Origin of the sequence: Rathayibacter sp. AY1C6, from assembly GCF_002931535.1 — a bacterium.
Taxonomy (GTDB): Bacteria; Actinomycetota; Actinomycetes; order Actinomycetales; family Microbacteriaceae; genus Rathayibacter.
This window is the reverse complement of the sequence record NZ_PSWC01000012.1, coordinates 36981-61255: the sequence shown is the minus strand read 5'-3', so window position 1 is coordinate 61255 and position 24275 is coordinate 36981. Positions and strand designations below refer to the sequence as shown.

Sequence of the window (24275 nt, the reverse complement as noted above, 5' to 3'; positions counted from 1 at the left end):
CCGGAGACGCGAGAACGCCGCCTCCCGGTCGGGAGACGGCGTTGGAACGCGATGAGGTGCTGTCGCGGAGCGGCGGGGCTCAGTGCTGCGCGGGGACCTGACGGTAGCCGTCGCGGCTGGCGACGAGCACCGTCGACACCGTGCCCCATGCGGCGAGGCCACTGAGGACGACGAGGATTGCGATGCTCATGAGTGTTCTGCCTTTCGTTGCGGCGGCTTCTGATCCATCCGCCGGGATGCTGTGTACAACGTCCAGTGTCCGGCCCCGTGTTCCGTAGGACAATCGAACTGTTCTTGCCTTGACATGTAGTTTCTCTACATGGACGTGCGACGGCTGGAACTGCTCCGCGAGCTCTCGATGCGCCGCTCGATCACGGCCGTGGCGGAGGCGACGCACCGCACGCCCTCCGCGGTCTCGCAGCAGCTCAAGGTGCTCGAGCGCGAGGCCGGCGTGCCGCTGATCGAGCGCTCCGGCCGCGGCGTGGTGCTCACGGCGGCGGGACGCGAGCTCGCCCGGAGCGCCACCGAGATCGCGATCGCGCTCGAGCGGGCCGACGCCGTCTGGCAGACGTTCAAGAACAACCCGATCGGCGAGGTCACCATCGCGACCTTCCCCACTGCGGGCCAGATGCTCCTCCCGAACGCGCTGGTCGCGCTCCGCAGCGTCGAGGGACTCGTCGTGCAGTGCGAGGACGCGGACCCCGGCACCGACGAGTTCGCCGACCTGACCGCCGACTTCGACATCGTGCTCGCCCACTCGCCCACCGGCAGAAGCGCCTGGGCCGGTCGCGGCCTCGCGATGGCGGAGCTGATGATCGAGCCCCTCGACATCGGCCTGCCGGCCGGGCACCGCCTCGCGGACCGGGCGACGGTGTCGGCGGCGGATCTGGTCGGCGAGACCTGGATCGGCGTCCCGGACGGGTTCCCGTTCGAGCGCGTGATGCAGGACATCGAGACCGCGTCCGGCGAGGCGGTGCGGGTGGAGCAGCGCTTCGCGTCGACCCGCGTGACGGAGGCGTTCGTCGCGGCGGGCCTGGGCATCGCGGTGCTCCCGCGCTACACGGCGGGCGGCGCGGGAGTGGTGGTGAAGCCGCTCCGCGGGGTGAACTCCGTGCGGCACATCGTCGCGCTGATGCGGCCGGACCGGGCGGAGCGGCTCTCGGTCCGCACCGTCGTCCGCGAGCTGCGCGCGCAGGCGGGCCGGCTCGTGCACGCGCTCTGAGCGATCACGGTGCCGTGCCCTCGCCCGCGCGGGGGAGAATGGAGACATGAGCGATCCCGCCCGCCCCGAGGTCACCCGCGAAGAGGTCGACGTCCGCCGCTCCCCGCGCGTCTGGCGCATCCTGACCCTCGGCGTCGGGCTCGGAGCGATCGCGGCCTTCGTGCTGACCTTCGCGCTGCCCGAGACGCAGGGCTTCTCCCGCGGGCAGGTCTTCGGCTTCAGCCTGCTGCTCTTCGTGACGCTGTTCGGCGCTCTCGCGGGGCTCGTCGTGGTGCTGCTCGACCGGGTCGTCGGCCGGAAGGTCGTCCGGACCACCGCCGAGCGGATCGTCGAGCGCGAGGAAGCGGCCGAGGAGCCCGTGGCCGAGGAGGTCCTGCCCGACGCGCGGACGACGTCCGACGAGGACGACCCGCGGACGGGGTCCGACCGGGTCTAGCCGGCGGAGGCGGGCCGCCCTGCGGCCGCTGCACTCCGCCCTGCGCTGAGGGTCCCGCCCGCGGCTCGCGCTCGCGGACGGGACCGCGGCGTCAGCGTCCCCGGCGCGACGAGGAGCGGCGGCTGCTGCTCGCGCTGGACGTCGGGCGCTTGGCGGCGGCGCGCTTGGCCTTCTGCGACTTCGAGATCTTCTTGGCCACGAAGGTGAGCAGGAACGGAAGGATTCGGTAGATCACGGGGGACTCCTCGGGTGCATGCGCGCGGGGCCGCGCACCCTCCGATCATGGAGGGGCGCACGGATCCGCGGCACCCGTTGCGCCGCGCCCGGCGCTGTGCAGAGCTCAGCTCAGCTGCGTGCGCTCCACCCAGTCGAGGTACTCCGGGGTGACGGTGCCCGTGACGTACTCGCCGGTGAAGCAGCTGGTCTCGAGGTCGGTGACGTCCGAGCCCTCGAGGATCGCCGCCTTCATGTCGGCGACCTCCTGGTAGATCAGCTGGTCGGCGCCGATCGCCTCCGAGATCTCGGGGATGCGGCGGTTGTGGGCCACGAGCTCCTGGCGCGAGGGCATGTTGATCCCGTACACGTGCGGGTAGCGCACGGGAGGCGCGGCGGATGCGAAGGTGACCGTGTTCGCGCCGGCCGCGCGGGCCATGTCGACGATCTCCTTGGAGGTGGTGCCGCGGACGATCGAGTCGTCGACGATCAGGACGTTCTTGCCCTTGAATTCGCTCGACATCGCGTTGAGCTTCTGCCGCACCGACTTCTTGCGGACCGCCTGCCCGGGCATGATGAACGTCCGGCCGACGTAGCGGTTCTTGTAGAAGCCCTCGCGGTACTCGATCCCGAGCTTCTGCGCGACCTGCATCGCGGCGGGGCGGGAGGAGTCGGGGATCGGCATGACGACGTCGATCGCTCCGCCCGGGGTGTACTGCGCGATGGTGTCGGCGAGGCGGTCGCCCAGGCGCAGGCGCGCCTCGTAGACCGAGATGCCGGACATCACGGAGTCGGGGCGGGCGAGGTAGACGTACTCGAACGAGCACGGGATGAGTCGCGGGTCCTTCGCGCACTGGCGGCTGGTCATCCGGCCGTCGGGGGTGATGAAGACCGCCTCGCCGGGAGCGACGTCGCGGACGATCTCGAAGCCCTGCGCCTCGAGCACGAGCGACTCGGAGGCGACGACCCAGTCGTCCGGCGCCCCGGTGTTGCTGCGGCGGCCGACGATGAGCGGGCGGATCCCGAAGGGGTCGCGGAACGCCAGCAGCCCGACGCCGGCGATCAGCGCGATGGTGGCGTAGGAGCCCTCGACGCGCTCGTGCACGCGGGCGACGGCGTCGAACACCTCGTCGGCGTCGAGGTCGCGGCCCGACATCGAGGCCTGCAGCTCGTTCGCCAGCACGTTGACCAGCAGCTCCGTGTCGGAGGTGGTGTTGAGGTGGCGGCGGTCGATGCGGAAGAGCTCCTCGGTGAGCTCGCGCGTGTTCGTGAGGTTGCCGTTGTGGACGAGGATGATGCCGTACGGCGCGTTCACGTAGAACGGCTGGGCCTCCTCCTCGCGCTCGGCGTTGCCCTTCGTCGCGTAGCGCACGTGGCCGAGGCCCATGGATCCGAGCAGCGAGCGCATGTCGCGGGTGCGGAACGCCTCGCGGACCTGTCCCGCGGCCTTCTTGATGTGCAGGGTGCTGCCGTCGGCGGTCGCGATGCCGGTCGAGTCCTGGCCGCGGTGCTGCAGGAGGGAGAGGCTGTCGTAGATGGACTGGTTGACCGGTCCGGAGGACACGATCCCAACGATTCCGCACATGCCGGAGGGGCTCCCAAGGGGATAGCAGGGGGGTTTGACGGTCCATCCTGGCACGCGGGGGACTCATCCCCTAATGGTTCGCCGTGGGCGGATCCGTGGTCGCGGGGGTGCTCGGGGCGGCGCCGACCGGCGGATCGGCCGGGCCGTCGTCGCCATCCGACCGGAGCGCGCGCGACCAGGCGACCTCGCGGCCGAGCTGCCCCGACTCGGTGAACAGCCGCACCTGATGGGTGGCGGCCAGGGCGGCCGCGAGCTCGTCGCGATCGGCGGGCTCGAATCCGAGCGACCGCCAGAAGGGGCCGGATCTGCGGGAGAAGAGCCAGGCGCGTCGGGCACCGCTCCGAGCGGCGTCGGCGAGAGCGTGGCGGGCGAGGCGGCTCCCCGCGCCGGACGCTCGGCGGTCCGAGGCCACCGCCACGCTGCGGATCAGAGCGTGGCTTCCGTCGGTACTCGGCTCCCAGCCGGTGCTGCCGACGACGCGACCGCTCCGGTCGCGCTCGAGCCAGAGGCGCACGGAGGGGGAGTCGATCCCGGCGAGCGTGAGGTCGGCGGCCGCGAGGAAGGCGCGCGCTGCGTCGACGTCCGCCGGTCCCGCACGCTGCAGCTCCACCCGTCCGATGCTGCCGCAGAGGGGCCCTCGGAGGAGTGCGCGGCTGCGGAGAGGCGGAGATCCCGGGCCGGGATCCGGATCCGCGCCGCGGCGGGAGAGGGCAGTCGGTAGGGTCGTCGCGTGAGTGATGAGACGAGCAGCTACGCCCGCGCAGGAGTCGACACGGCGGCGGGGGACCTCGCCGTCGAGCTGATGAAGTCGGCGGTGTCGGCGACGCACGACAGCCGGGTCCTCGGCGGGGTCGGCGGCTTCGCGGGTCTCTACGACGTCTCCTTCCTCCGCGACTTCCGAGCCCCCCTCCTCGCGACCTCGACCGACGGCGTCGGCACCAAGGTCGCGCTCGCCCAGGCGATCGACAAGCACGACACCATCGGGCAGGACCTCGTCGGCATGGTCGTCGACGACATCGTCGTGGTCGGCGCCCGCCCCTTCTTCATGACCGACTACATCGCGTGCGGCAAGGTCGTCCCGGCCCGCATCGCCGACATCGTCGCCGGCATCGCGCGCGCCTGTTCCGAGACGGGCACCGCGCTCGTCGGCGGCGAGACGGCCGAGCACCCGGGCCTGCTCGGACCCGACGACTACGACGTGGCGGGCGCGGCGGTCGGCGCGATCGAGGCCGACCAGGTGCGCGGCGCCGACCGCGTGCGCGACGGCGACGTCGTGGTGGCGATGGCCTCCTCCGGACTGCACTCGAACGGCTACTCGCTCGTGCGCCACATCCTCGCCGAGCGCGGCATCGGCTTCACCGACCGCTCCGAGGAGCTGGGCGGCGTGGTCGGCGAGGTGCTGCTGGAGCCGACCCGCCTCTACACCCGGCCCCTCCTCGACCTGCTCGACGACGCCGAGCTCGGCCCGGCCGTCCACTCCATCAGCCACGTCACCGGCGGCGGGATCGCGGCGAACCTCGCCCGGGTGCTGCCGCGCGGCTCCTGGGTCGAGGTCGAGCGGGCGAGCTGGAGCCCGTCCGACGTGTTCCGCGCGCTCGCCGGGATGTCCGGCGCGACGCTCGAGAGCACCGAGGGCACCTGGAACCTCGGCATCGGCATGTTCGCCGTGGTCGCGGCGGAGGCGGCCGACGGCGTGATCGCACGCCTCGAGCGCTCGGGCGTCCCGTCGTGGGTCGCGGGCCGCGTCTCGACGGCCGCGCGCGGGTTCGAGGGCTTCGAGCAGGGCGCGAAGGGCGTCGACGGCGGAGCGGTCCGCCTGGTCGGGTCCTACGCGGGCTGATCCCCGGAGGCGCCGCGGATCAGCGCGGTGCGGCGTGCGCGCGCTCCCAGGAGTGCTCGTGCCGGGTCAGCAGCCACGAGCCCGCCGCGCAGAGGGCGCAGGCGGCCGCGGTGGCGAGCAGGGCGGTCGCCCAGGTCGGGGCATCGCGGCTGACGAGCAGGTTCGCGGAGGCGACCAGCACGCCGAGACCGGCGCCCGCGCTGGTGCCGAGCACGAACGGGCCGTCGCGGCGGCTCGCGACGCGCACCGCGACCATGCCGGCGACCGCTCCCGCGCCTCCGACGACTCCGATGCCCGCGCCGGAGGCCGCTCCCATGAGCAGGCCGAAGCTCACCAGCCCGGGCGGGCCGTCGGCGGCGAGGACGCCGGGCAGGTAGAGGACCAGGGCGACGGCGGCGCCGACCGCGCCGCCCACCAGGATCGCGCCGACCAGCAGGGCGGCGGTGACGTAGCCGACCCGCGCGGCAGGCCGCGCGGATCCTCCGGGTTCGAACATTCGCGGCTCCATCGACGCGGCCCGCGGGGCAGCGGGCGGTCCTCGGACAGTACGCCCGAACGCCCCTCGGCGGAACCGCCGTCGGGGATCGGCGGGACTAGCGCCGGAGGGTCTCGCTCGGGAGCTCGCCGAACCGCGTCGCGTAGTGCTGGGCGAAGCGGCCGCCGCTGATGAACCCCCAGCGTGCGGCGACGTCGCCGACCACCAGCGAGCCGATCGATCCGGCCGAGAGCTCCTCGTGCGCGCGCTCGAGGCGGACGTCGCGCAGGTAGTGCCGCGGGGTCTCGCCGAAGGCGCGCTGGAACGCCAGCTGCACGCCGCGGACCGTGAGCCCGGCCGCGTCGGCGATGTCGGCCACTCCGAGGGGCAGGTCGGCGTTGGCCTGCACGAACTCCACGGCCCGTCGGAGGCGCCGAGCGCTGACCGAGGGCGGCACGGCCGGCAGCGGGGCGATGCGGTGGGCGAAGGTCTGCAGGGCGGCGAGCGCGGCGATGCGGGCGACGCCGTCGCGCTGCAGCACGGTGGGCGTGTGCGGGGAGGCGAGGGTGTCGCGCAGGAGCCGGATCGCGGCCCACCAGGCGGTCGTGTCGCGCGCCACGGGGGCGAACCGCAGCGGGCCGGGCTCGGTGCCGTGCAGCTCGGCGGCGATCGCCTCGAGGTGGGCGGCCTCGAAGTGCACGAGCGCGTCGCGGTACTCGAGGGCCTCGAAGCCGAAGGGCCGGCCGCTCGGGAACATGGCCGGGCGCCCGACGACGAGGCGGTGCTCGTCGCGCCCCAGGTCGAGGGAGGCGCGCCCCGCGGTCAGCCAGAGGGCGACGTAGACGTCGCTCGGGGCCACCGTGCCGCGCACCCGGCCCAGGAAGGAGGCGGAGTGGAGGCTCACGGGCCCGGGCCCGGTCGTCGTGTAGCGGAACGCGAACGGCACGACCGAGCGTTCGGCCCGGAAGCCGGAGCCGTTGTACGAGCCGGCGTAGAAGTCGCGCGCCTCGTCGAGGTCGTTCCCGCGACGCTCCGACTGCCACACGGGCAGCCGTGCGGGCGGGGAAGTGCTCATCCGGTCAGTGTCCCAGGGGGCACCGACATTCTGCACTCAGTGGCGGAAAGCGGGAGAACGTGCTCAGCCGAGCGACCCGCGCTCCAGGTCGAGTCCCTCACCCGCCGGATCACCGCCCGCACGCGAATCGGGGCCGCCCCGAGGGAGCGGCCCCGATTCACGGGAGGAGTCACGCACGCTTCTGGTGCGGCTCCTCGACGAGGTCCGTGTCGTCGCCGTCGTCCTCGGCGTCGATCCACTTCGAGTAGTCCGGCTCGTCCGGGTGGCTGAGCTCGCGCTCGAGCGCGCTGTAATCGACCGCCGGGCTGAACGACTTCAGCTCACGGGCGATCTTGGTGTTCTTCGCCTTCTGACGGCCGCGCCCCATGGGTGACCCCCTCACGATGACAGGCCAGACGGGCAGTGAGCCGGCTGGGGAAAAGAGCAGACAGGGAAAGTTGAAATCTACGCGGTAGTTTAGCAGACGGGGGACACGCCACCCCGGGCCTCGATCTGCCGGACGGCCGCCCATCCTCGACCGCGTCAGGAGCACCGTGGACAGCGTCGCCCCACCGCGTCCCGTCGTGGTGATCGGCGCGGGCCAGGCGGGTCTGTCCGTGGCCTACTACCTGCGCCGTCTCGGCCTCGTCCCCGGGCGCGACCTGATCGTCCTCGACCGCGGTCCGGAGCCCGGCGGGGCCTGGCAGTTCCGCTGGGAGGCCCTGCGGCTCGGCTCCGCGCACCGCGTGCACGATCTCCCGGGCATGGAGCGGATGGGGCTCTCGTTCCGCACGGCCGATCACCGGCGACCGGCACGGGACGTGGTCCGCGAGTACTACGGGCGCTACGAGGAGGAGCTCGGTCTCGAGATCCGCCGTCCGGAGTCGGTGCGGCGCGTCACGAGTGCGACGCCGCACGACACGGGGTCGCCGCTCGTCGTCGAGTCCGACCGCGCGGTCGAGCGCGCGAGTCTGCTCGTCAACGCGACCGGCACCTGGGGATCGCCCTTCGTCCCGCACTACCCCGGGCGCGACCGCTTCCGCGGCGTGCAGATCGACCCGACCGAGTACGTCCGCGCCGAGGACTTCGCCGGGAAGCAGGTGCTCGTGGTCGGCGGCGGCACCTCGGCGATCGGCTTCCTGCTGGAGCTCGAGCGGGTGGCGCGCTCGCTGACGTGGGCGACGCGGCGACCGGTGGTCTACCACGACGGCGAGCAGCTGGCGATGGAGTCGGCGGTGGAGGCGGTGGCCGAGCAGGACCGCGCCGCCCGCGCCGGCCTGCCCCTCCCGAGCATCGTCGGCGGCACGGGCGTGCAGCGCACCCGCCGGGTGGTCGCCGGGATCGAGCGCGGGCTCCTGCACGAGCGGGGGATGTTCTCGTCGATCGAGGAGGAGGGCGTGCGCTGGCCGGACGGCTCCTTCACGCGCGCCGACGCGATCATCTGGGCGACGGGCTTCCGGCCGGAGCTGCGCCACCTCGGTCCGCTCGGGCTGCGCGAGCGCGAGGGCGGCATCGCGGTCGCCGACGGAGCCTCACTGACGGATCCGCGGGTCTTCTTCGCCGGCTACGGCCCGACGGCCTCGACCATCGGGGCGAACCGCTCGGGCCGGCGCATCGCGCGCGCGGTCGTGGCGCGCCTGCCCTGAGCGCGCCTGCCCTGAGCCGGCCTGATCTGAGCCGGTCCGCCCTGAGCGGCGCGGCGCCTCAGATCCTGCCGTCCCAGTCCACCGGCACCACGGAGCCGCGGTAGCGGATCCCGTCCACGCGGATCGGCCCGGCGAGCGCGGGCGAGAGTGGCGCGACGACCAGGGTGTCGCCTCCGGGAGCGAGCCCCAGCGCCGCCGACAGCACGGCGACGGAGGCGGCCGCCGACCAGGCCTGCGGTCGGCAGGCCGCCGGGTACGGCACCGGCGCGTGCACCTCGGCGGCGGGGTCGCCCGAGTGCAGCTCGGGCATCCGGTAGCCGAAGCCCTCGGCCGCGGCGATCAGTCCGCGCGAGAGGGTCGTCGCCTCCGCCCCGAAGCCCTCCCGGGCGAGCCCGGTGACGGCGATCGCGGTGTCGTGGGCCCAGACGGAGCCGCCGTGGTACGACAGCGGCCAGTAGCCGCCCGAGCCGGTGTCCAGGGTGCGCAGGCCGAAGCCCGAGTCGAGCCCGGGGGAGACCAGCAGCTCGGCGACCCGGGCGGCGTGCTCGGGGGAGAGGATGCCGGTACCGAGGAGGTGGCCGAGGTTGCTGGTGATCGTGTCGACCGGGCGCCCGGCCGCGTCGAGCGCGATCGCCGGGTAGCCGCCGTCGGCGTCGTCGATCCAGAACGCCTCCGCGAAGCGCGCCTTCAGCGTCGACGCCGCCTCGCGCCACCCCGAGCCGTCGCGGCCGAGGTGCTCGAGCAGCGCCGCTCCGCCGACCATGGCCTCGTGGGCGTAGGCCTGCACCTCGCAGAGCGCGATCGGACCCTCGGCGAGCGTGCCGTCGCGCCACTGGATCGAGTCGCCCGAGTCCTTCCAGCCCTGGTTGGCGAGGCCGTGCCCCGTGGTGTCCACGTACTCGAGGAACCCGTCGCCGTCCGAGTCGCCGTCATCGCGGAGCCAGCGCAGCGCCGCCTCCAGAGCGGGCAGCAGCTCCTCGACCTCGTCGTCCGGGAGCCCCCAGCGCCAGGCGTCGTGGAGGAGGCAGACCCAGAGCGCGGTGGCGTCGACCGTGCCGAAGTAGAGCGGGGGCAGCGAGACGCCCTCGCCGGGTATCTCGAGGGTCGTGGCGCGCAGCTCGTGCATGATCCTGCCCGGCTGCTCGGCGGTGTCCGCGACGTGGCGGGTGCCCTGCAGGCCGGCCAGGACGCGGAGGGTGGAGGCGGCGATCCCGGTCCCGAGGGGGAGGAGCATCCGCGCCGCCCAGATCGAGTCACGGCCGAAGAGGGTGAAGAACCACGGCGCTCCCGCGGCGAGGAACGGCTCGCCGGGGCGCTCCACGGTGACCATGCGCAGGGCGTCGAGGTCGTCGAGCGCGGCGCGGCACCAGGAGGCGAGGCGGGAGTCGCCGGTCTCGAGCGCGGTCCCCGCCCATTCGGCCGGTCCGGACGCGGCGGCGACCACGGCGGAGGCGTCCTCCGCGGCGACGCTCCACACGACCTCGACGCTCCCGCGGGCCGGGACCACGACGCTCCAGGTGAGCACCGTGCCCGAGATCGAGGCGCCGGGTGCGCGCAGCTCGGCGCGGACCGGGCCGTGGGTCCAGTCGAGGCCGCCGTCCACCGGAGCGGTCGCGAAGGAGGGCTCGTCGCGGAGCCCCGCCTTCACCACGTGCACGAGCGAGAAGTCGGGGTCGAGGGTCAGCTCGACGGTGGTCGCGACCTCGTCGGGCAGCGCCGACTCGAGGCGGATGCTCTCGCGGACGCCGCCGGCGGAGACCTCCCGCGAGCGGACCACGCGGATCCGCGGGTCCGCGGCGGCGTCGTCGAGATGGCGGGCGAGCGCGGTGAAGCGGGCGGAAGAGGCGCCGTCGCGGCCGGTCGCGATCGCCTCGAGCGCCGCGCCGCCCACCCGGAGGGAGGCGCCCGCGAGCACGCGCACGTCGCCGAGGTAGAGCCCGTGCACGGGGCGGGAGCCGACCTCGCCCGCCTCGTCCGACCACAGCTGCACGGGTGCGCGGAGCAGGACGAGGGAGTCGTGGAGGAGGGGCTGGCGGGGCGGGGTCTGTCGGTCGTCGCGCTCGGTCGTCACGGTCGACTCCTCACTGGATCGTCGGTGCTGGGGGCGTGCCGCCGATCGTCCGCCGCCGGCCCCGGGAGTGCCGGAGCGGGGCGGACGGTTGACAGCGTCGTCGTCGGAGGTAACCTTACCGAAGGATTTGATCGATCAAACCGGTGGATCCCGCCAGGTTGGAACGATCAAGAGCACGTCGAGGAGGACGCATGGCACTGCCGACCGTCGAGGACGTCGCCCGTGCCGCGGGCGTCTCGCGCCAGACCGTGTCGAACGTGCTCAACAGCCCGCACATCGTCCGCGACAGCACCCGCGAGCGCGTCGAGAAGGCGATCGGCGACCTCAACTACCGGCCGCACGCCTCAGCCCGCCGCCTTCGCACCCGCAAGTCCGGCACCATCGGCGTCCGGATGGACCGCGTGCTCGACGGCATCTCCGGCAGCCTGCTCGACCGCTTCCTCCACGCCGTCACCGAGCAGGCCGACGCGCGCGGCATGCGCATCCTCCTCTACACGGCGAAGAGCCCGGAGGAGGAGATCGAGCGGATCGGACGCCTCCGCGACGGAGCCGACGTCGACGCCTTCGTACTCACCTCCACCTTCTACGGCGACCCCCGGACCGCCTGGCTGATCGAGCAGGCCGTGCCCTTCGTCACCTTCGGCCGCCCCTGGGGCGTCGACGACCGCAACGACCCGCAGCACCTCTGGGTCGACGTCGACGGCGCCGCCGGGCTCGCCCAGGCCACGGCGCACCTCGCCGACAGCGGCTGCTCCCGCATCGGCTTCCTCGGCTGGCCGAGCGGATCCGCGACCGGCGACGACCGCCGCAGCGGCTGGGAGCGGGTGCACCGCGAGCGGTTCCCCGACGCGCCCCTGCTCGCCGCCTCCTCCGAGGACGACGTCCAGCAGGCCCGCATCGCGGCCATCGAGTTCCTCCGCGCGACCCCGGAGCTCGACGGGCTGGTCTGCGTCTCCGACTCGCTCGCGCTCGGCGCCTCGATGGCCGCCGTGGCCGTCGGCCGGCCCTCCCTCCCGATCGTCGGCTTCGACAACACCCCCGTCGCCGCGGCCGTCGGCCTGCCGAGCATCGAGCAGGACCTCGACGCGGTGGCCGCGGGCGCGCTCGAGCTCCTGCTGGGCGAGCGCGGCGACGACGTCGTCCACCGCTCGCTCGCTCCGGGCGAGGCCCACCGCCTGATCGAGCCCCACCTCGTGCTCCGCACACCCCTCCACCACCCCGCCGACTGAGGCGCCGTCACTCCGACCGGCGCCCCTCCCCACGAAAGGCCAGACCATGACCCCCACCCACCGCGCGGCACGCTGGGGTGCCGCGATCCTCGCCGGAGGCCTGCTGCTCCCGCTCGCCGCCTGCTCGAGCGGCTCCGACTCCGGTGACGCGGGCGGCGACTCCGCCCTCACCGTGATGATCGGCTCGTCCGGCGACGCCGAGACGACCGCCGTCACCGACGCCGTGAACGCCTGGGGCGAGCAGAACAGCACGACGGTCGACGTGGTCGCCGCCAGCGACCTGACGCAGCAGCTCGGGCAGGGCTTCTCCGGCGGCAACCCGCCCGACCTCTTCTACATGAGCTGGGACCAGTTCCAGACCTACGCGAGCAACCGCTACCTGGAGCCGTACGCCCAGGACGCCGGGAACGCCGACGCCTTCTACCCGGCGCTGCGCGACGCGTTCAGCTACGACGACCGGTTCTACTGCGAGCCCAAGGACTTCTCCACGCTCGGCCTCGTGATCAACACGGACCTCTGGGCGGCGGCCGGCCTCACCGACGCGGACGTCCCCACCGACTGGGCCTCGCTCGAGTCGGCGGCGACGAAGCTGACCGCGAACGGAGTGACCGGGCTCTCCTTCGGCGCCGAGTACGCGCGCATCGGCACCTTCATGAACCAGGCCGGCGGATCGCTCCTCTCGGAGGACGGCACCACGGTCACCGCGGACACCCCCGAGAACGTCGCGGGCCTGACCGAGGTGAAGACGCTGCTCACTGACGGCGTGCTGAAGTTCCCGGCCGCGCTCGACTCCGGCTGGTCCGGCGAGGCGTTCGGCAAGGGCGCGGCGGCGATGGTCATCGAGGGCCCGTGGATCAACGGAGCGCTCGCGGCCGACTACCCCGACGTCGACTACCGCGTCGCCGAGCTCCCCGCCGGCCCCGGCGGGAAGTCGACCTTCACCTTCAGCAACTGCTGGGGCATCCCCGTCGGCAGCGCCACGGCCGAGAAGACGGAGTCGCTCGTGACGGCCCTGACCTCTGACGAGCAGCAGCTCGCCTTCTCGGACGCCTTCGGAGTCATCCCCTCCACCGAGACCGGAGCCGCCGAGTACGCGACGAAGTACCCCGAGAACGCCGCCTTCGTCTCCGGCAACGACTACGCGGTGAGCCCGGTGGCCTTCGCCGGCGCGGCGACCGTCATCACCGACTTCAACTCGGCGCTCGAGGGCCTCGCGACCGGCGACCCGGAGTCGATCCTCGGCGACCTACAGACCAACCTGCAGGACGCGCTCGACACCGCGAACGCGAAGTAGCCCGGCCGGGAGGCGGCGGACCCGACCGCCGCCTCCCCGTGCCCGACCGGCACGCCCCACCCCGCGCACGTGAGTCGAAGGAGACGCATCGATGAGCACCACCGCCGCCCCCCGGAGCCGCCGCTCCGGCATCCGCGGGCACGAGGCCCGCTACGGCTGGCTCTTCACCCTCCCGGCGATCGTCGTGATCGGCGTGTTCCTCGTCGTCCCGATCGGCCTCGCCCTCTGGGTCAGCGTCAGCAACTGGAACGGGCTCGGCTCGCCCCTCGGGCCGACCGCGCAGTTCGTCGGAGCCGACAACTACCGCGCGGTGCTCACCGACTCCGGCCTGGCGCAGAAGGACTTCGGCACCGCGATCCGCAACAACGTCTACTACGTGCTGCTCGTGGTGCCGCTGCAGACCGCGCTCGCGCTCTTCCTCGCCGTGCAGGTGAACCGGCGGATCCTGCGGGGCCGGGGCTTCTTCCGCACCGCCTTCTACTTCCCCTCCGTCACCTCCTCGATCGCGATCACCGTGATCTTCCTGTTCCTCTTCTCCGCCTCGGGCGTCGTCAACGCGGTGCTCGGCTGGTTCGGCGCCGACGGGCCGACCTGGATGGCCGACCCGACCGGCGTCCTGCACTCGCTCCTGGGCGCCGTCGGCGTCGACGGCTCCGGGCCGCTGGCCGCGGGCGCCCCGCTCGGCCTCACCTGGTGGGACTGGCTGTCCGGCCCGTCCGTCGCGATGTGCGTGCTGATCACGATGGCGATCTTCACCACCTCGGGCACGTTCATGCTGCTGTTCCTCGCGGCGCTGCAGAACATCGGCGCCGAGATCGACGAGGCGGCGCTCATGGACGGCGCCGGCCCGCTCCGGAAGTTCTTCTCGGTCACCCTGCCGATGCTCAAGCCCACGCTCTTCACCGTGCTGACCCTCGGACTGATCGGCACCTGGCAGGTGTTCGACCAGATCTACCTCACCGGAGGAGGGGCGCCGGGCAAGACGCTGCTCACCCCGGCGTACCTCGCCTACGAGTCCTCGTTCACGGACCTCCGCTGGGGTCAGGGCGCCGCGATCGCCTTCATCCTCTTCTTCATCATCGTCGTGCTGACGCTCCTGCAGCGGGCGCTCCTCCGCGAGAAGGGGGAGCCGCGCCGGCGCCCCCGCCGCGCCGCCCGCGCCGACGCCGCGACGACCCTCACCACGGGAGGCATCCGATGAGCACGCTGACCGAGCCCGGCACCCGCGCCCCCGAGAGCCCCGAGCCCGCCGCGCCGGTCCCGCACCGCCGCATCCGCCTCGGCGCCCGCGGCCGCGCGTCGCTGATCGGCGGCTACCTGCTGCTGATCGCGCTGGCGCTGGTGTACATCTACCCGTTCCTGATCTCGGTCGCCTCGTCGTTCAAGTCGGACGCCGACGCCACCGCGAACCCGCTGTCGCTGCTGCCCGCGACCTGGTCGTTCGCCTCCTACGAGCGGCTGTTCACCGACGTCCCGCTGCCGCTGTGGACGCTCAACTCGGTGATCGTCACCGTGTTCGTCACGGTCGGCCGGGTCTTCTTCGACTCGCTGGCCGGCTACGCGCTGTCGCGGCTGCGCTTCCGCGGACGGGGCCTGCTGTTCGCGCTGTTCATCGGAGTGATGAGCGTGCCCGCGGTGGTGCTGCTGATCCCGCGGTTCCTGATCCTCAAGCAGCTCGGCCTCTATGACAGCTACGCGGGGATGATCGTCCCGCTGATCGTGGACGCGGCGGGGATCTTCATCATGAAGCAGTTCTTCGACTCGATCCCGCTCTCCATCGAGGAAGCCGCGCGGATCGACGGGGCCGGAGTGTTCCGGACCTTCCGCTCGATCGTGGTGCCGATGGCGCGTCCGGCGATCGTGACGTTGTTCATCCTGTCGTTCCAGGGCTCGTGGAACGAGTTCTCGCACTTCGTGGTGTCGCGGCAGTCGCCGGAGCTGAACACGCTGACGACCGGAGTCGCGTCGCTCGTGTCGGGGCAGCTGGGCACCGGCAACCAGTACCCGCTGCAGCTCGCGGCCGCGGTGCTGATGTCGATCCCGGTGGCCGTGCTGTTCTTCGTCTTCCAGCGGCGGATCATGAACACGACCGAGGGCGCGGAGAAGGGCTGACGCGGGGGCTCCGGCTCCTGCTGAGCGAGCATCGCGCGTGGGTGACCGTTTCCTGCTGATCGAGCAGCGCACAGGGCGCGTATCGAGATCCGTGTCCGTGCGACGGGCCTCGATACGCCCCTGCGGGGCTGCTCGACCAGCATGCGGGGGTGCCGCCGCTACTTCGCGAGGAACTCCAGGACGACGCGGTTCCACTCCTCGGGGTGGCTCACGGTCACTCCGTGCGGGGCGCCGTGGACGACGTGCAGCTCGGAGCCGGGGATCGCCGCGTGGGTGCGGGCGCCGGAGCCCTCGAACGGAACCGTGCCGTCGCCGTCGCCGTGGATGACGAGCGCGGGCACCGACACGTTGGGCAGGTCCTCGCGGAAGTCGGTGGTCGCGAACGCCGTCATGCAGGCGAGAGCCGCGTGCTTGGCCGACTGCTTCGCCAGAGCGATCGCCTCCTGGCGCTGCTCCTCCGTCACCTTCAGCACGCCGTCGACCGAGAAGAAGTCGGTGGTGAACTGGTCGTAGAAGTCGTCCTCGCTCTTCGTGAGGCCCGCGGTCATCTGCGCGGCCTGCGCCTTCTCGAGCGGGCCGTCCGGGTTGTCGTCCGTCTTCATCAGGTACGGCGGGACGGCCGAGGCGAAGACGACGCTGTGCAGGCGCTCGGCGCCGTGCTTCGTGAAGTAGCGGGCGACCTCGCCGCCGCCCATCGAGAAGCCGACCAGGGTGACGTCCTGCAGGTCGAGCTCGGTGAGGAGGGTGTGCAGGTCCTCGGTGAGCGTGTCGTAGCTGTAGCCGGTGAGCGGCTTGTCGCTGCGCCCGAAGCCGCGGCGGTCGTAGGTGACGACGCGGTAGCCGGCCTCGGCGAACGCGGGGACCTGCTCCTTCCACGACTCGCCCGAGAGGGGCCAGCCGTGGATGAGGACCACGGGGCGGCCCGATCCGCCGGTGTCGTCGACGTGCAGGTCCGTGTCCTTGAAGAGTCCGTGGTGGGCGGTGATCTCGGCCATGGCGAGTGCTCCTTCCGGCGCCGACGATCGGCGTCACTCGATGTTCGAGGACGTCCCTGCGAGCGGATGGCCGGGGCGGGGAGGGTTGACAGCTCCCGTCACTCCGCGACGACGGCCGCGGCGAGGCCCCGCAGCGCGGTGTGCAGCCCGGGGCTCATGGGCAGCCCGGCGTCGAGCACCGCGTTCGCGGCGGCGACCAGCACCGGTGCCGCGGGGGAGGAGACCACGGTGAGGCCGGCGGGCGGATCCGCGTCGCCCGAGGGCCGCACGACCAGGACGAGCCGGGAGCTGGGTGCGCTCGTGCTGATCGTCGCTCCCGATCGGGCGGGCAGCACCGCGAGGGTGCCGCGGCCGACGAACTCGCGCTCCTCCCGACTGGCGACGGTGAACGCGCCCTCGAGCGGGAGCAGGAGCACCACCGACCCCGGGTCGGCGCGGGGGCTCGGGCGGAAGTCGATCGTGCCGGCCGTGTGCCAGATCCGCCGGAGGAGCACGCCCTCGGTGGCGGCCTCCTGACCGGTGACGGCGAAGGCGGGGTCGGGCCCGGCCTCGGCGTGGCGGGCCCGCAGCCAGTACCGGGCGGAGTCGCCGCGGAGGGGCATCGGGCGGATCAGCGGATCGGACACGGCGGCTCCCGAGGAACGCGGACCTGAATCGGCCGAGACAGTGAGGAACCATCATCCTAGGAGCGGCGGGAGGCGTCGTCCCCGGAGTGGCGCGTCCTCACATGCCGATGCCGCCCCGGCCGCGCTGAGCGCGACGCCGGAGCGGCATCGGAAGAGTGGTGCGGACTACTGGAATCCGCCGCCGCGGTCCTCCGGGTCCTCGATCGGGTCGGAGTCGGGCGTGTCGATCGAGTAGGTCACGTGGACCGCCTCGCCGACCTCCTTCGCGGAGACGGCGTTGTAGACGAGGTGCGTCTCCTGGCCGTCGACGGCGGCGTAGACGTCGACCTCCTTCTCGTAGCCCCCCTCGGTGCTGACGCGGTTCTCGGTCTGGCCGTCGAACGGCCCGCCCTGGAAGAAGGCGAGGTAGCTCTCGCCCTCGGCGAGTGCGCGGATGTCGTTGCTCATGCCCCCAGGTCTACCACTCGGCGCCTCCCCGCCGCTCGGCCTTGCGCTCGGCGGGCGGAGGAGGGCCGGGGCGCCGCATTCCTCACGCCGGTCGTTCTCGGCTCCGCGGCCGGGGTCAGGAGGCCGACCGTTCCATCCGGCGCCAGGCTCCGCCGAGCAGCGGAGTGCCGGCGGCGACCACGTAGACCACGGCGGTGACGGCGAAGGTGAGGCGGAGGCCGAGCGTGTCGGCGGCGAGCCCTCCGAGGACTCCGCCGAGCGGCATCCCTGCCCAGGTCCCGGCGGACACGAGTCCGAGCACGCGCGCCTGGAGGGCGGTCGGGATGCGATCGAGGAAGACCGCGCCGAGGATCGGGTTCAGGGCTCCGGCGGCGAGCCCGCAGACGGCGGCCGAGGCGGCCAGCCCCACGACACCGAGACCGAGAGCCGGCGCGGCTCCGTAGGTGGCGGCGACGAGGAAGCAGGCGGCGAAGGGGATCCGGCGCGGCAGGCGGTGCGCGACGAGGCCGAAGGCGAGCGTTCCGGTCAGGGCGGCCGCGCCGAACACGCCGGAGACGAGGCCGAGGGACGACGCGCCCTCGAGGTGCCGCTCGGCGTAGAGGGGGAGGAGCGTGCTCGACCGGGCGGCGTCGAGGGTGTTGGTGACGAGGACGAGGGCGATGATGCAGCGCAGGAGGGGATCCCGGCGGATGAAGCGCAGACCCTCCCGGAGGTCCGACCAGTAGCCCGTCGAGCTCTCCTCCGGCCCCTCGGGGGTGGTCGACGGTGCCCGGACGAGTGCCGCCGTGAGGATCGCGGACGCGGCGAAGGACACTGCGGTCGCGAGGAGGGCCGCATCGGCGCCGAGAGTGCTGACCATCACCCCCGCGAGCGGCGCGCCGAGCATGGTGGAGAGGCGGGTGGTGGCGTCGAGGAAGCCGACCGAGCGCTCCAGCGGGATGCCCGCCGTCTGGGAGAGGCGGGGGAGGAGGACGCGTCGGGCGGTCTCCCCGGGGACGTCGAGGAGGCCGCTGACGAAGACGATCGTCAGGAGGACCGGGAACGGCAGCGCGTCGAGCGCGGTCAGGAGCGGGATGAGCGCGAGACTCGTGCCGCTCACCGCGTCGGAGAGCACGGACGACCGCACGAGGCCGACACGATCGACGAGTGCGCCGCCGAGCGGCCCGCCGAGGAGGACGGGTGCGGTCGCCGCGGCGGCCGCTGTCCCTACCTCCACCGGTCCTCCGCCCGCGCTCAGCACCAGGAACGGCACGGCGAACAGGGTGACGACGTTGCCGGTTCTGGAGAGGACGTGCCCGACGAGGAGTGCGGCGAGGGGCCGCGAGGAGCGCTCCGCCGCGCTCATCGCGGCCGGCGGTAGGCCTGGACGAGGAAGAACACCTCTTCCGACCCGTCGTCGGTCCGGTGGTCGTCGCTGATCCGCGCCCACTTCCGGTCGAGCTGCGCGAGCTCGTCGCGCAGCTCCCACAGCTGATCCGCGCTCAGGCGCCAGCGGCGGTCGCTGCTCGTGCCGGCGCTCACCCACTCCTCCGGCAGCGTCGGCGTCGACGCGAGGTACTCGTCGTACTGCTGCGCGTAGACGCGGGAGATCGCCGCCGCCATCTCACGGAGGGCTCCGAGCTTCTCCGGGTCGCGTGCGACCTCGCTCTCGTCCCACACGGTCTCGAGGTGCTTCGCCCTCCACCAGCGTTCCCGCCGATCCCGGCCCGACTCCGGCGCCTCCTCGATCAGCCCGGCTCCCGCCAGCTTCGTCAGGTGGTAGCTCAGCGTCCCCGGCGCCTCGTCGATGTGCTCCGAGAGCTGCGCGGCGGTTCGTGGGCCGAGCTCTCGGAGCAGCCCGAGCAGGCGTAGGCGGGTGGGGTGAGCAAGGACGCGCATGTGAGCTGCGTCGTGCAGATTCGATCGGTCGACCATGCGCTCAGCCTAAAGCACAAGAAAGATTGTGCAAGAAGCGTTGTGTATCTGGGTGGCGGCGCGGTACTTCGACGACCCGTCAGGGCACGAGCCGCTGCGTGATCGAGGCCGTCGGCCCGCTCAGCGCGATCTCGGCGAGCGCGCCGTTGACCAGGGGCATCTGCGGCGGCTGGTGCCCGGTGTCGACGTCGAGGATCACCGGCACGCCGAGGTCGCCGAGAGCGCGCCGCACCGCGTCCTCCTGGCTCAGCTCGGGCAGGGAGGCGCCCTCGGTCCGGCCGATCAGGACGCCGGTCGCCTGCTCGAACCAGCCCGCGAGGCGGAGGGAGGTGAGCATCCGGAGCACCGAGACGGAGTCGGACCCGGCCGCCTCCAGGTAGACGACGGTGCCCTCCGGCGCGTGCCGGCGAGCGAAGCCCGGAACGTCGCCGTAGGGCGTGCCCGCGAGCAGGGACATCGTCTCGAGGCATCCGCCGATCAAGCGGCCGGACATCGCCGCGTCCGCTGCCCCGTCGAGCGAGCGCCAGCGGGTCGGCTCCTCGTAGGCCCGATCGCGGTCGAGCGGCTCGTCCGCCCACGCACCCCACGGACGGCTCCGGCGTCGCGGCGCGGCGTGCTGCGTGAACGCGGCTCCGGGCTCGAGGCCGGCGACCTCCGTCCAGCGGTGGAACCTGACCGGCAGCTCCCACGGCTCGTCCATCAGGTTGGCGCCGTGGATCGTCGCGAGCCCGGTCGTCGTCGTCAGGGGCAGGAGCAGCGTCGAGACGTCCGACCAGCCGACGAACCAGGGCCGGGCCTCCGCGAGGGCGTGCCAGTCGAGCCTCTCCAGCAGCTCGACGGCGAGCTCGCCGCCCCACGGAGGAAGGACCGCGTCCCCGCTCCGGAAGGCGTCGTGCAGGTCGGCCGCCCGATCCGCGGCGGACGCCGGAGCGAGTCCGCCGAGGAGGGCGTGCGGCCGGACCCGGACGTCGTATCCCGCCGAGCCGAGTCGGCGCGCGGCGTCCTGCAGCCGGTCGTGCAGGTGCGCGGGGACTCCCATCGAGGGCGCGGGCACCTCCACCCGGCCTCCGGCGCGGAGGGGTGCGGGGTACGTGATGCTCGCCATCCGACGACGCTAATGCCCCTCGCGGTGACGGGCCGCGGATGCACCGCGGGGTGAGGGCCTACGCGCCCTTCCCGCCCGGTTTCGCCAGCCGGCCGCCGAGCGCGATCGCGAGGAGGGTCAGCGCGAGTGCCGCGCCGCCCACCCACTCGCGCGCAGCGCCGGCCGCCGGGAAGAAAGATGGGGCCAGGAGGCGCACCGGAACGTGACGTCCCGGTCTCGCGCAGGCGTCTCGGCTCCGCTGCTGCCTGCGGCGATCAGCGCCACGCGGCGCCTTCAGCTCGTGAGGCGGCCGATCTCGTCCTCGGAGAGGAGGCGGTCGGAGTAGAGCGCGATGCGGGCCGCGGGGTCAGGGCTGTGCGCGTCGGGGCCCGCCCACCTCCGTTCGAGACCGAGTCGAGCGACCGTGCGGTGCGATCGCTCGTTCCGTTCCGCGACGACCGCGGTCACGGGGAGCTCCGGCCGGAGCCGCCGCGCCCGAGCGATCCCTGCGGAGGCGACCTCCTTGGCGTACCCCCTGCCCCAGTGGTCCGGATGGACGGTGAACGCGACGTTCCAGGCCGTGTCGGTGAGGAGGGTGCATCCGCCGATCCCGATCGCACCGTCCGAGCCGCCCTCGGGACTCCGCAGCCGGACGACCCAGCTGCTGAGGTCGTCCCGTTCCCACTGCGCCGTTCGGCGGGCGAGCACCGCCCGGGTCTGCTCGACGGAGCCGTGTCGGAGGAGGGGGTCGCCCGCCGCGATCCGCTCGTCGGAGTACAGCCGCCACAGCTCGTCCAGATCGCTCTCGGCGGGACGGAACAGCCGGAGCCGCTCGGTCGTCTCGTCGGGGCGATCACCGGCGCCGATGCTGCTGCCGCTCGCTCGAGGAGGGATCCGGGACCATCGGGGCGGTCGCAGAGGAGTGAGGCGAGCGCGGTGACCGCGCCGGGACGTCCACCCGCTCAGCCCGCGATCAGGCCGGTGAGGCGGTCGGCGGCGGCTCCGACGGTCGAGACCGCGCTGACCGTGACGAGGCAGGCGATTCCCCAGAACCAGGTGCGACCGGGTGCCCCGGCGCTGCGCCGCTCGAAGGCGAGCCACCAGGCGCCGACCACCGAGACGCACGCCGCGACCACCGAGCCGAGCGCCATGCGGACGTACTCCTCCGGTCCGGGGGAGGACCAGGCCGTGGTCGCGAGGACGATCAGCAGCGGGACCACGATCATGCCCAGCGCGCCGAGCAGCACCGCGTGGAGGTGACTGCGGGGAGGGGCCCCGGCCGTCGTCGTCGCGGTCCGCGTCCGAGTCGTGTCCATGCCGCGTCCCCCGTCGCCGCGGTCCGGTCCGCGCTGCCCCGACGCTATCCGCTCGCCGTCCCGCCGTCACCCCACACCTCTGAGCGGGCCGCGTGCCCGGGTGGCGTCAGCACCGCGCCGCCCCGGCCGAACGCCGAGAACGTAGGATGTCCGGGATGACGATCGGACGCCGCCTCTTCCTCTCGGGAGCCGCCACGGGAGTCGGGCTCCTGGCCCTCGCGGGCTGCACGCCGTCGCGTCCGACGCCGACCCGCTCGGTCACGAAGGCCCCCGTGCCCACGCCGAGCACCACCGCCGTCCCCGCGCCGGCCGCCTTCGTGCGCTCCGCCTGGGCCGAGGATCCGTACGCGCTCGGCTCCGTCTCGTACCTGCCCGTCGGCGCGACGCCGCAGCACCGCACCGACCTGGGCACCGCGGTCCTCGACCGCGTCTTCCTCGCGGGCGAGGCCACCGACACGGAGGCGCCCGGCACGCTCCAGGGCGCCTGGAGCTCCGGGGTCCGCGCGGCCGCCGAGATCAGCGCCGTCGCCGACGAGGGCGAGCGGATCGCGATCATCGGGGCCGGTCTCGCCGGAGCGGTCGCCGCGCGGCGCCTGTCCGACGCGGGCTTCGACGTCACCGTGGTCGAGGCGCGCGAGCGCACCGGCGGCCGCATCGCCACCGCGACTCCGGACGGCTGGCCGATCGCCGTCGAGACCGGCGCATGGGCCCTCACCGGCGCAGGAGCCGCCCTGCGCGAGAGCATCGCGGACGCGGGCGTGGTCACGACCGCGGTCGACCTCGCCGACGTCCGCTCGAGCGACGCCGACGGCGCGGCTCTCGACACCGGCACCACGGGTGCCGACGCCCGGACCCGTGCTCTCGAGTGGGGAGCGGAGCAGCCGGAGGATCTGGCGCTCGCCGAGTCGTTCGCCGGCTCCGGAGCGCCCGATCCCGCCGAGGCCGAGCCGGGCTCCGGCGACGGCGACGCCGCCCGCGTGGCGGCGCACCTCGCCGGAACGACGGCGCTGCGCACCGGCGCCGCTCCCGAGGAGCTCTCCTCCTGGTACGGACTGGGAGACGCCTCCGCCGCCACGACCGCGGAGGAGCTGAGCGACGACTCCGGCGACGCGCTGCTGACCGACGGGCTCGCGCCCCTGGTCGACACCTTGCTCGCCGACGTCGAGGTCTCGCTGCGCGCCGTGGTGAGCGGCATCGGCTACACGGACACCGGCGTCAGCATCCGCCTGGGCACCGGCGAGTCGTTCACAGCCGACCGGGTGCTGGTCACCGTGCCGATCGGGGTGCTCCAGACGGACGCGATCGCCTTCGACCCGCCGCTCCCGTTCGCGCAGCGCGCGGCCGTCGCGGCCCTCGGCTCCGGTGTCGTCGAGACGCTGTGGCTGCGCTTCGACGAGGCGTTCTGGGAGGCCGACGCCCCCGCGCGCTGGTCGCTCGTCGGCTCCGAGGCGGGCATCACCGAGTGGCTCAACCTCCAGCCGTCGACCGGCGAGGCGGTGCTCGTCGGGCTGGTCGGAGCGGATCAGGCCCTCTCGCTGCAGGACCTCAGCGACGACGAGCTGGTCACCCTCGCGCAGACGGCGCTCGAGCCGTTCGCCGTCGTCCCCGGCTGACGAGCTCGCGGAGCCGCGCCAGCGGGCCCCTCCACTCCGACGCGTGCGCCGCCCCGAGCGGCCGCACCCGGCTGAGCGCGAGGACGAACGCGGCGATGCCGGAGATCAGGCTCAGCACGATCACGTCGTAGAGCACGAACATCACGGGGCCGTCGACCTGGCCGGGGTCGAGGAAGAAGTACGGGTACCAGCCGATGAGGGCCCCGCGGACCAGGGTGATGACGCCCCAGACGATCGGGAAGCCGAGCACGGTCAGCGCCCCGCGCCAGGCGACCGGGCGGCGGCCGGGTCCGAGGATCCAGTCGAGGATCGCGAGCGTGGGGATCACGAAGTGCAGGAGCGCGCTCGACCAGGGCACGTCGACCCGCACGCCGCGGTTGTTGGCCTCGACCGCGATCAGCCCGAAGACGATCCCCGACACGACCATGTAGGTGAGCACGAGCGCCCGCACCGTGCTGAGCCAGCGCGGCTCCCGCTCGCGCGCGAGGGCGACCAGGCCGGACAGGCCCAGCACCACGACCCCGGCCATGTTCGACTGCGTCGTGAAGTAGGCGAAGAAGTTGTCGATCTGGAACGCGCGGAAGCCCAGTGTGTAGAAGAAGTCGCCGACGAGTCCGACCGCGCCCAGCCCGGCGAGGGCCAGGCGGAGGATCGCGAACGCCTTCCGCACACCCGCTCCGATCCGTCGCCGCTGGGCCCGGAGGGCCGGACTTCCGGACGATTCTACGGTCGCCGCGCTCGGAGCTCCCCGAGCGCGCGGCTCCGCCGGACGGGGGAGGCGGGCTCCGCGGAGGCGATCTAGCGTGGAGGGATGGCGCGCGCACAGGACGGGAAGGGTTCGGGTCGGATGTCGTCGGAGGAGGCGTCCCGGCGCTGGAACGCGGTCACGGGTCCGCTGTTCCTCGCGGCGGGAGCGGTCTTCGCGGTCCTCGGGAATCCGGTCTGGCCGGTGTTCCTCGTCCTGGGGATCACGTTCCTCGGGCTGACCGCCGGCCCCGGGAGGCCGACGAGCCGGAGTGGGGCGCAGGAGCCGGACCGCGATCGGTGACGCGCGCTTCGCGACGCGGACACTCGCCGGTCGCGTCGCCGGGATAGCGTGCGTG

Annotated in this window: 26 protein-coding genes; 10 read left to right on the top strand and 16 right to left on the bottom strand. The window is 73.3% G+C overall.

Translation table 11 applies throughout. The features are described 5' to 3' along the window. The first annotated feature begins 319 nt into the window (after positions 1 to 319). A complete protein-coding gene (locus tag C5D36_RS09205) occupies positions 320 to 1222 on the top strand; it encodes a LysR family transcriptional regulator (RefSeq protein WP_104223768.1) in 903 nt (300 codons plus the stop codon). A 46-nt stretch (positions 1223 to 1268) separates the two neighbouring features. Beyond that, the gene (locus C5D36_RS09200; protein ID WP_104295680.1) at positions 1269 to 1658 is read left to right on the top strand and encodes a hypothetical protein; all 390 of its coding nucleotides are present in this window, start codon (positions 1269 to 1271) and stop codon (positions 1656 to 1658) included. A gap of 91 nt (positions 1659 to 1749) precedes the next feature. Here C5D36_RS09200 and C5D36_RS16810 read toward each other — a convergent pair whose 3' ends face one another. From C5D36_RS16810 to C5D36_RS09190, 3 genes are all read right to left on the bottom strand, one after another. After that, positions 1750 to 1893: a hypothetical protein gene (locus C5D36_RS16810; RefSeq protein ID WP_181028791.1), complete on the bottom strand. Its 144-nt coding sequence runs from the start codon at positions 1891 to 1893 to the stop codon at positions 1750 to 1752. Positions 1894 to 1998: 105 nt separating this feature from the next. Then, complete coding sequence (gene purF / locus C5D36_RS09195; protein ID WP_104295679.1) at positions 1999 to 3456, bottom strand: amidophosphoribosyltransferase; 1458 nt, start codon at positions 3454 to 3456, stop codon at positions 1999 to 2001. Positions 3457 to 3526: 70 nt separating this feature from the next. Continuing rightward, a complete protein-coding gene (locus C5D36_RS09190) occupies positions 3527 to 4066 on the bottom strand; it encodes a GNAT family N-acetyltransferase (protein WP_104295678.1) in 540 nt (179 codons plus the stop codon). A gap of 120 nt (positions 4067 to 4186) precedes the next feature. Between C5D36_RS09190 and purM the strand changes: the two genes are divergently transcribed. Continuing rightward, entirely contained in the window at positions 4187 to 5296 is a 1110-nt protein-coding gene (purM, locus tag C5D36_RS09185; protein ID WP_104223764.1) for a phosphoribosylformylglycinamidine cyclo-ligase, read from the top strand. 19 nt (positions 5297 to 5315) lie between these two features. Here purM and C5D36_RS09180 read toward each other — a convergent pair whose 3' ends face one another. The 3 genes from C5D36_RS09180 to C5D36_RS09170 all read right to left on the bottom strand — a co-directional run bounded on the left by C5D36_RS09180 (position 5316) and on the right by C5D36_RS09170 (position 7213). Then, positions 5316 to 5792 (bottom strand): hypothetical protein, encoded by a 477-nt coding sequence (locus C5D36_RS09180; RefSeq protein ID WP_104250791.1) that lies wholly within the window; start codon positions 5790 to 5792, stop codon positions 5316 to 5318. Between the two features lie 97 nt (positions 5793 to 5889). Beyond that, positions 5890 to 6846, bottom strand: coding sequence for an AraC family transcriptional regulator (locus tag C5D36_RS09175; RefSeq protein ID WP_104328995.1), 957 nt, complete (start codon positions 6844 to 6846; stop codon positions 5890 to 5892). A gap of 169 nt (positions 6847 to 7015) precedes the next feature. Then, positions 7016 to 7213, bottom strand: coding sequence for a DUF3073 domain-containing protein (locus C5D36_RS09170; RefSeq protein ID WP_097167615.1), 198 nt, complete (start codon positions 7211 to 7213; stop codon positions 7016 to 7018). Between the two features lie 166 nt (positions 7214 to 7379). Between C5D36_RS09170 and C5D36_RS09165 the strand changes: the two genes are divergently transcribed. Further along, the gene (locus C5D36_RS09165; RefSeq protein WP_104295677.1) at positions 7380 to 8471 is read left to right on the top strand and encodes an FAD-dependent oxidoreductase; all 1092 of its coding nucleotides are present in this window, start codon (positions 7380 to 7382) and stop codon (positions 8469 to 8471) included. Positions 8472 to 8529: 58 nt separating this feature from the next. Here C5D36_RS09165 and C5D36_RS09160 read toward each other — a convergent pair whose 3' ends face one another. Beyond that, entirely contained in the window at positions 8530 to 10542 is a 2013-nt protein-coding gene (locus C5D36_RS09160; RefSeq protein ID WP_104295676.1) for a glycogen debranching N-terminal domain-containing protein, read from the bottom strand. Positions 10543 to 10733: 191 nt separating this feature from the next. On the opposite strand from C5D36_RS09160, the gene C5D36_RS09155 reads away from it, so the two are divergent. The 4 genes from C5D36_RS09155 (at position 10734) to C5D36_RS09140 (ending at position 15177) form a co-directional block, all read left to right on the top strand. Next, positions 10734 to 11771 (top strand): LacI family DNA-binding transcriptional regulator, encoded by a 1038-nt coding sequence (locus C5D36_RS09155; RefSeq protein WP_104282651.1) that lies wholly within the window; start codon positions 10734 to 10736, stop codon positions 11769 to 11771. 46 nt (positions 11772 to 11817) lie between these two features. Beyond that, entirely contained in the window at positions 11818 to 13065 is a 1248-nt protein-coding gene (locus C5D36_RS09150) for an extracellular solute-binding protein (RefSeq protein WP_104295675.1), read from the top strand. A 91-nt stretch (positions 13066 to 13156) separates the two neighbouring features. Then, on the top strand, positions 13157 to 14266 hold the full coding sequence (locus C5D36_RS09145; RefSeq protein ID WP_104238714.1) for a carbohydrate ABC transporter permease: 1110 nt from the start codon (positions 13157 to 13159) through the stop codon (positions 14264 to 14266). Next, positions 14263 to 15177 carry a carbohydrate ABC transporter permease gene (locus tag C5D36_RS09140; protein ID WP_104238713.1) on the top strand — a complete coding sequence of 305 codons (915 nt, stop codon included), beginning with the start codon at positions 14263 to 14265 and terminating at the stop codon, positions 15175 to 15177. The genes C5D36_RS09145 and C5D36_RS09140 overlap by 4 nt, the downstream gene beginning before the upstream one ends. A gap of 158 nt (positions 15178 to 15335) precedes the next feature. Here the strand turns inward: C5D36_RS09140 and C5D36_RS09135 are convergent, their stop codons facing one another. From C5D36_RS09135 to C5D36_RS17160, 8 genes are all read right to left on the bottom strand, one after another. Next, positions 15336 to 16172: an alpha/beta fold hydrolase gene (locus C5D36_RS09135; protein WP_104238712.1), complete on the bottom strand. Its 837-nt coding sequence runs from the start codon at positions 16170 to 16172 to the stop codon at positions 15336 to 15338. A 98-nt stretch (positions 16173 to 16270) separates the two neighbouring features. Continuing rightward, positions 16271 to 16798, bottom strand: a complete 528-nt coding sequence (locus C5D36_RS09130; RefSeq protein WP_104295674.1) for a hypothetical protein — start codon at positions 16796 to 16798, stop codon at positions 16271 to 16273. A 165-nt stretch (positions 16799 to 16963) separates the two neighbouring features. After that, positions 16964 to 17245 carry an oligoribonuclease gene (locus C5D36_RS09125; RefSeq protein ID WP_104223758.1) on the bottom strand — a complete coding sequence of 94 codons (282 nt, stop codon included), beginning with the start codon at positions 17243 to 17245 and terminating at the stop codon, positions 16964 to 16966. A 115-nt stretch (positions 17246 to 17360) separates the two neighbouring features. Next, on the bottom strand, positions 17361 to 18590 hold the full coding sequence (locus C5D36_RS09120; RefSeq protein WP_181028792.1) for an MFS transporter: 1230 nt from the start codon (positions 18588 to 18590) through the stop codon (positions 17361 to 17363). Next, the gene (locus C5D36_RS09115; RefSeq protein ID WP_104295673.1) at positions 18587 to 19159 is read right to left on the bottom strand and encodes a winged helix-turn-helix domain-containing protein; all 573 of its coding nucleotides are present in this window, start codon (positions 19157 to 19159) and stop codon (positions 18587 to 18589) included. Before C5D36_RS09115 ends, C5D36_RS09120 begins: the two co-directional genes overlap by 4 nt. 79 nt (positions 19160 to 19238) lie before the next feature. Continuing rightward, positions 19239 to 20264 (bottom strand): S66 peptidase family protein, encoded by a 1026-nt coding sequence (locus tag C5D36_RS09110; RefSeq protein WP_104295672.1) that lies wholly within the window; start codon positions 20262 to 20264, stop codon positions 19239 to 19241. A gap of 273 nt (positions 20265 to 20537) precedes the next feature. Beyond that, positions 20538 to 21065 (bottom strand): GNAT family N-acetyltransferase, encoded by a 528-nt coding sequence (locus C5D36_RS09105; protein WP_258062907.1) that lies wholly within the window; start codon positions 21063 to 21065, stop codon positions 20538 to 20540. 140 nt (positions 21066 to 21205) lie between these two features. Continuing rightward, positions 21206 to 21559 (bottom strand): hypothetical protein, encoded by a 354-nt coding sequence (locus C5D36_RS17160; protein WP_258062900.1) that lies wholly within the window; start codon positions 21557 to 21559, stop codon positions 21206 to 21208. 155 nt (positions 21560 to 21714) lie between these two features. On the opposite strand from C5D36_RS17160, the gene C5D36_RS09100 reads away from it, so the two are divergent. Then, positions 21715 to 23172: an NAD(P)/FAD-dependent oxidoreductase gene (locus tag C5D36_RS09100; RefSeq protein ID WP_181072833.1), complete on the top strand. Its 1458-nt coding sequence runs from the start codon at positions 21715 to 21717 to the stop codon at positions 23170 to 23172. Here C5D36_RS09100 and C5D36_RS09095 read toward each other — a convergent pair. Further along, on the bottom strand, positions 23123 to 23842 hold the full coding sequence (locus C5D36_RS09095) for a Pr6Pr family membrane protein (RefSeq protein WP_104233845.1): 720 nt from the start codon (positions 23840 to 23842) through the stop codon (positions 23123 to 23125). The genes C5D36_RS09100 and C5D36_RS09095 overlap by 50 nt on opposite strands. Positions 23843 to 23983: 141 nt before the next feature. Here C5D36_RS09095 and C5D36_RS09090 point away from each other — a divergent pair, with 141 nt between their 5' ends. Then, a complete protein-coding gene (locus C5D36_RS09090) occupies positions 23984 to 24220 on the top strand; it encodes a hypothetical protein (protein ID WP_146076574.1) in 237 nt (78 codons plus the stop codon). Positions 24221 to 24275: the final 55 nt, after the last annotated feature.

Bases quoted from the DNA above. Each gene is read 5' to 3' on its own strand.
- purF (WP_104295679.1), bottom strand. From the start codon at position 3,456: ATGTGCGGAATCGTTGGGATCGTGTCCTCCGGACCGGTCAACCAGTCC.
- C5D36_RS09150 (WP_104295675.1), top strand. From the start codon at position 11,818: ATGACCCCCACCCACCGCGCGGCACGCTGGGGTGCCGCGATCCTCGCC.
- C5D36_RS09180 (WP_104250791.1), bottom strand. From the start codon at position 5,792: ATGTTCGAACCCGGAGGATCCGCGCGGCCTGCCGCGCGGGTCGGCTAC.
- C5D36_RS09200 (WP_104295680.1), top strand. From the start codon at position 1,269: ATGAGCGATCCCGCCCGCCCCGAGGTCACCCGCGAAGAGGTCGACGTC.
- C5D36_RS09115 (WP_104295673.1), bottom strand. From the start codon at position 19,159: ATGGTCGACCGATCGAATCTGCACGACGCAGCTCACATGCGCGTCCTT.
- C5D36_RS09140 (WP_104238713.1), top strand. From the start codon at position 14,263: ATGAGCACGCTGACCGAGCCCGGCACCCGCGCCCCCGAGAGCCCCGAG.
- C5D36_RS09090 (WP_146076574.1), top strand. From the start codon at position 23,984: ATGGCGCGCGCACAGGACGGGAAGGGTTCGGGTCGGATGTCGTCGGAG.
- C5D36_RS09170 (WP_097167615.1), bottom strand. From the start codon at position 7,213: ATGGGGCGCGGCCGTCAGAAGGCGAAGAACACCAAGATCGCCCGTGAG.
- C5D36_RS17160 (WP_258062900.1), bottom strand. From the start codon at position 21,559: ATGGACACGACTCGGACGCGGACCGCGACGACGACGGCCGGGGCCCCT.
- C5D36_RS09145 (WP_104238714.1), top strand. From the start codon at position 13,157: ATGAGCACCACCGCCGCCCCCCGGAGCCGCCGCTCCGGCATCCGCGGG.
- C5D36_RS09100 (WP_181072833.1), top strand. From the start codon at position 21,715: ATGACGATCGGACGCCGCCTCTTCCTCTCGGGAGCCGCCACGGGAGTC.
- C5D36_RS09120 (WP_181028792.1), bottom strand. From the start codon at position 18,590: ATGAGCGCGGCGGAGCGCTCCTCGCGGCCCCTCGCCGCACTCCTCGTC.
- C5D36_RS09205 (WP_104223768.1), top strand. From the start codon at position 320: ATGGACGTGCGACGGCTGGAACTGCTCCGCGAGCTCTCGATGCGCCGC.
- C5D36_RS09125 (WP_104223758.1), bottom strand. From the start codon at position 17,245: ATGAGCAACGACATCCGCGCACTCGCCGAGGGCGAGAGCTACCTCGCC.
- C5D36_RS09175 (WP_104328995.1), bottom strand. From the start codon at position 6,846: ATGAGCACTTCCCCGCCCGCACGGCTGCCCGTGTGGCAGTCGGAGCGT.
- C5D36_RS09135 (WP_104238712.1), bottom strand. From the start codon at position 16,172: ATGGCCGAGATCACCGCCCACCACGGACTCTTCAAGGACACGGACCTG.
- C5D36_RS09155 (WP_104282651.1), top strand. From the start codon at position 10,734: ATGGCACTGCCGACCGTCGAGGACGTCGCCCGTGCCGCGGGCGTCTCG.
- C5D36_RS09110 (WP_104295672.1), bottom strand. From the start codon at position 20,264: ATGGCGAGCATCACGTACCCCGCACCCCTCCGCGCCGGAGGCCGGGTG.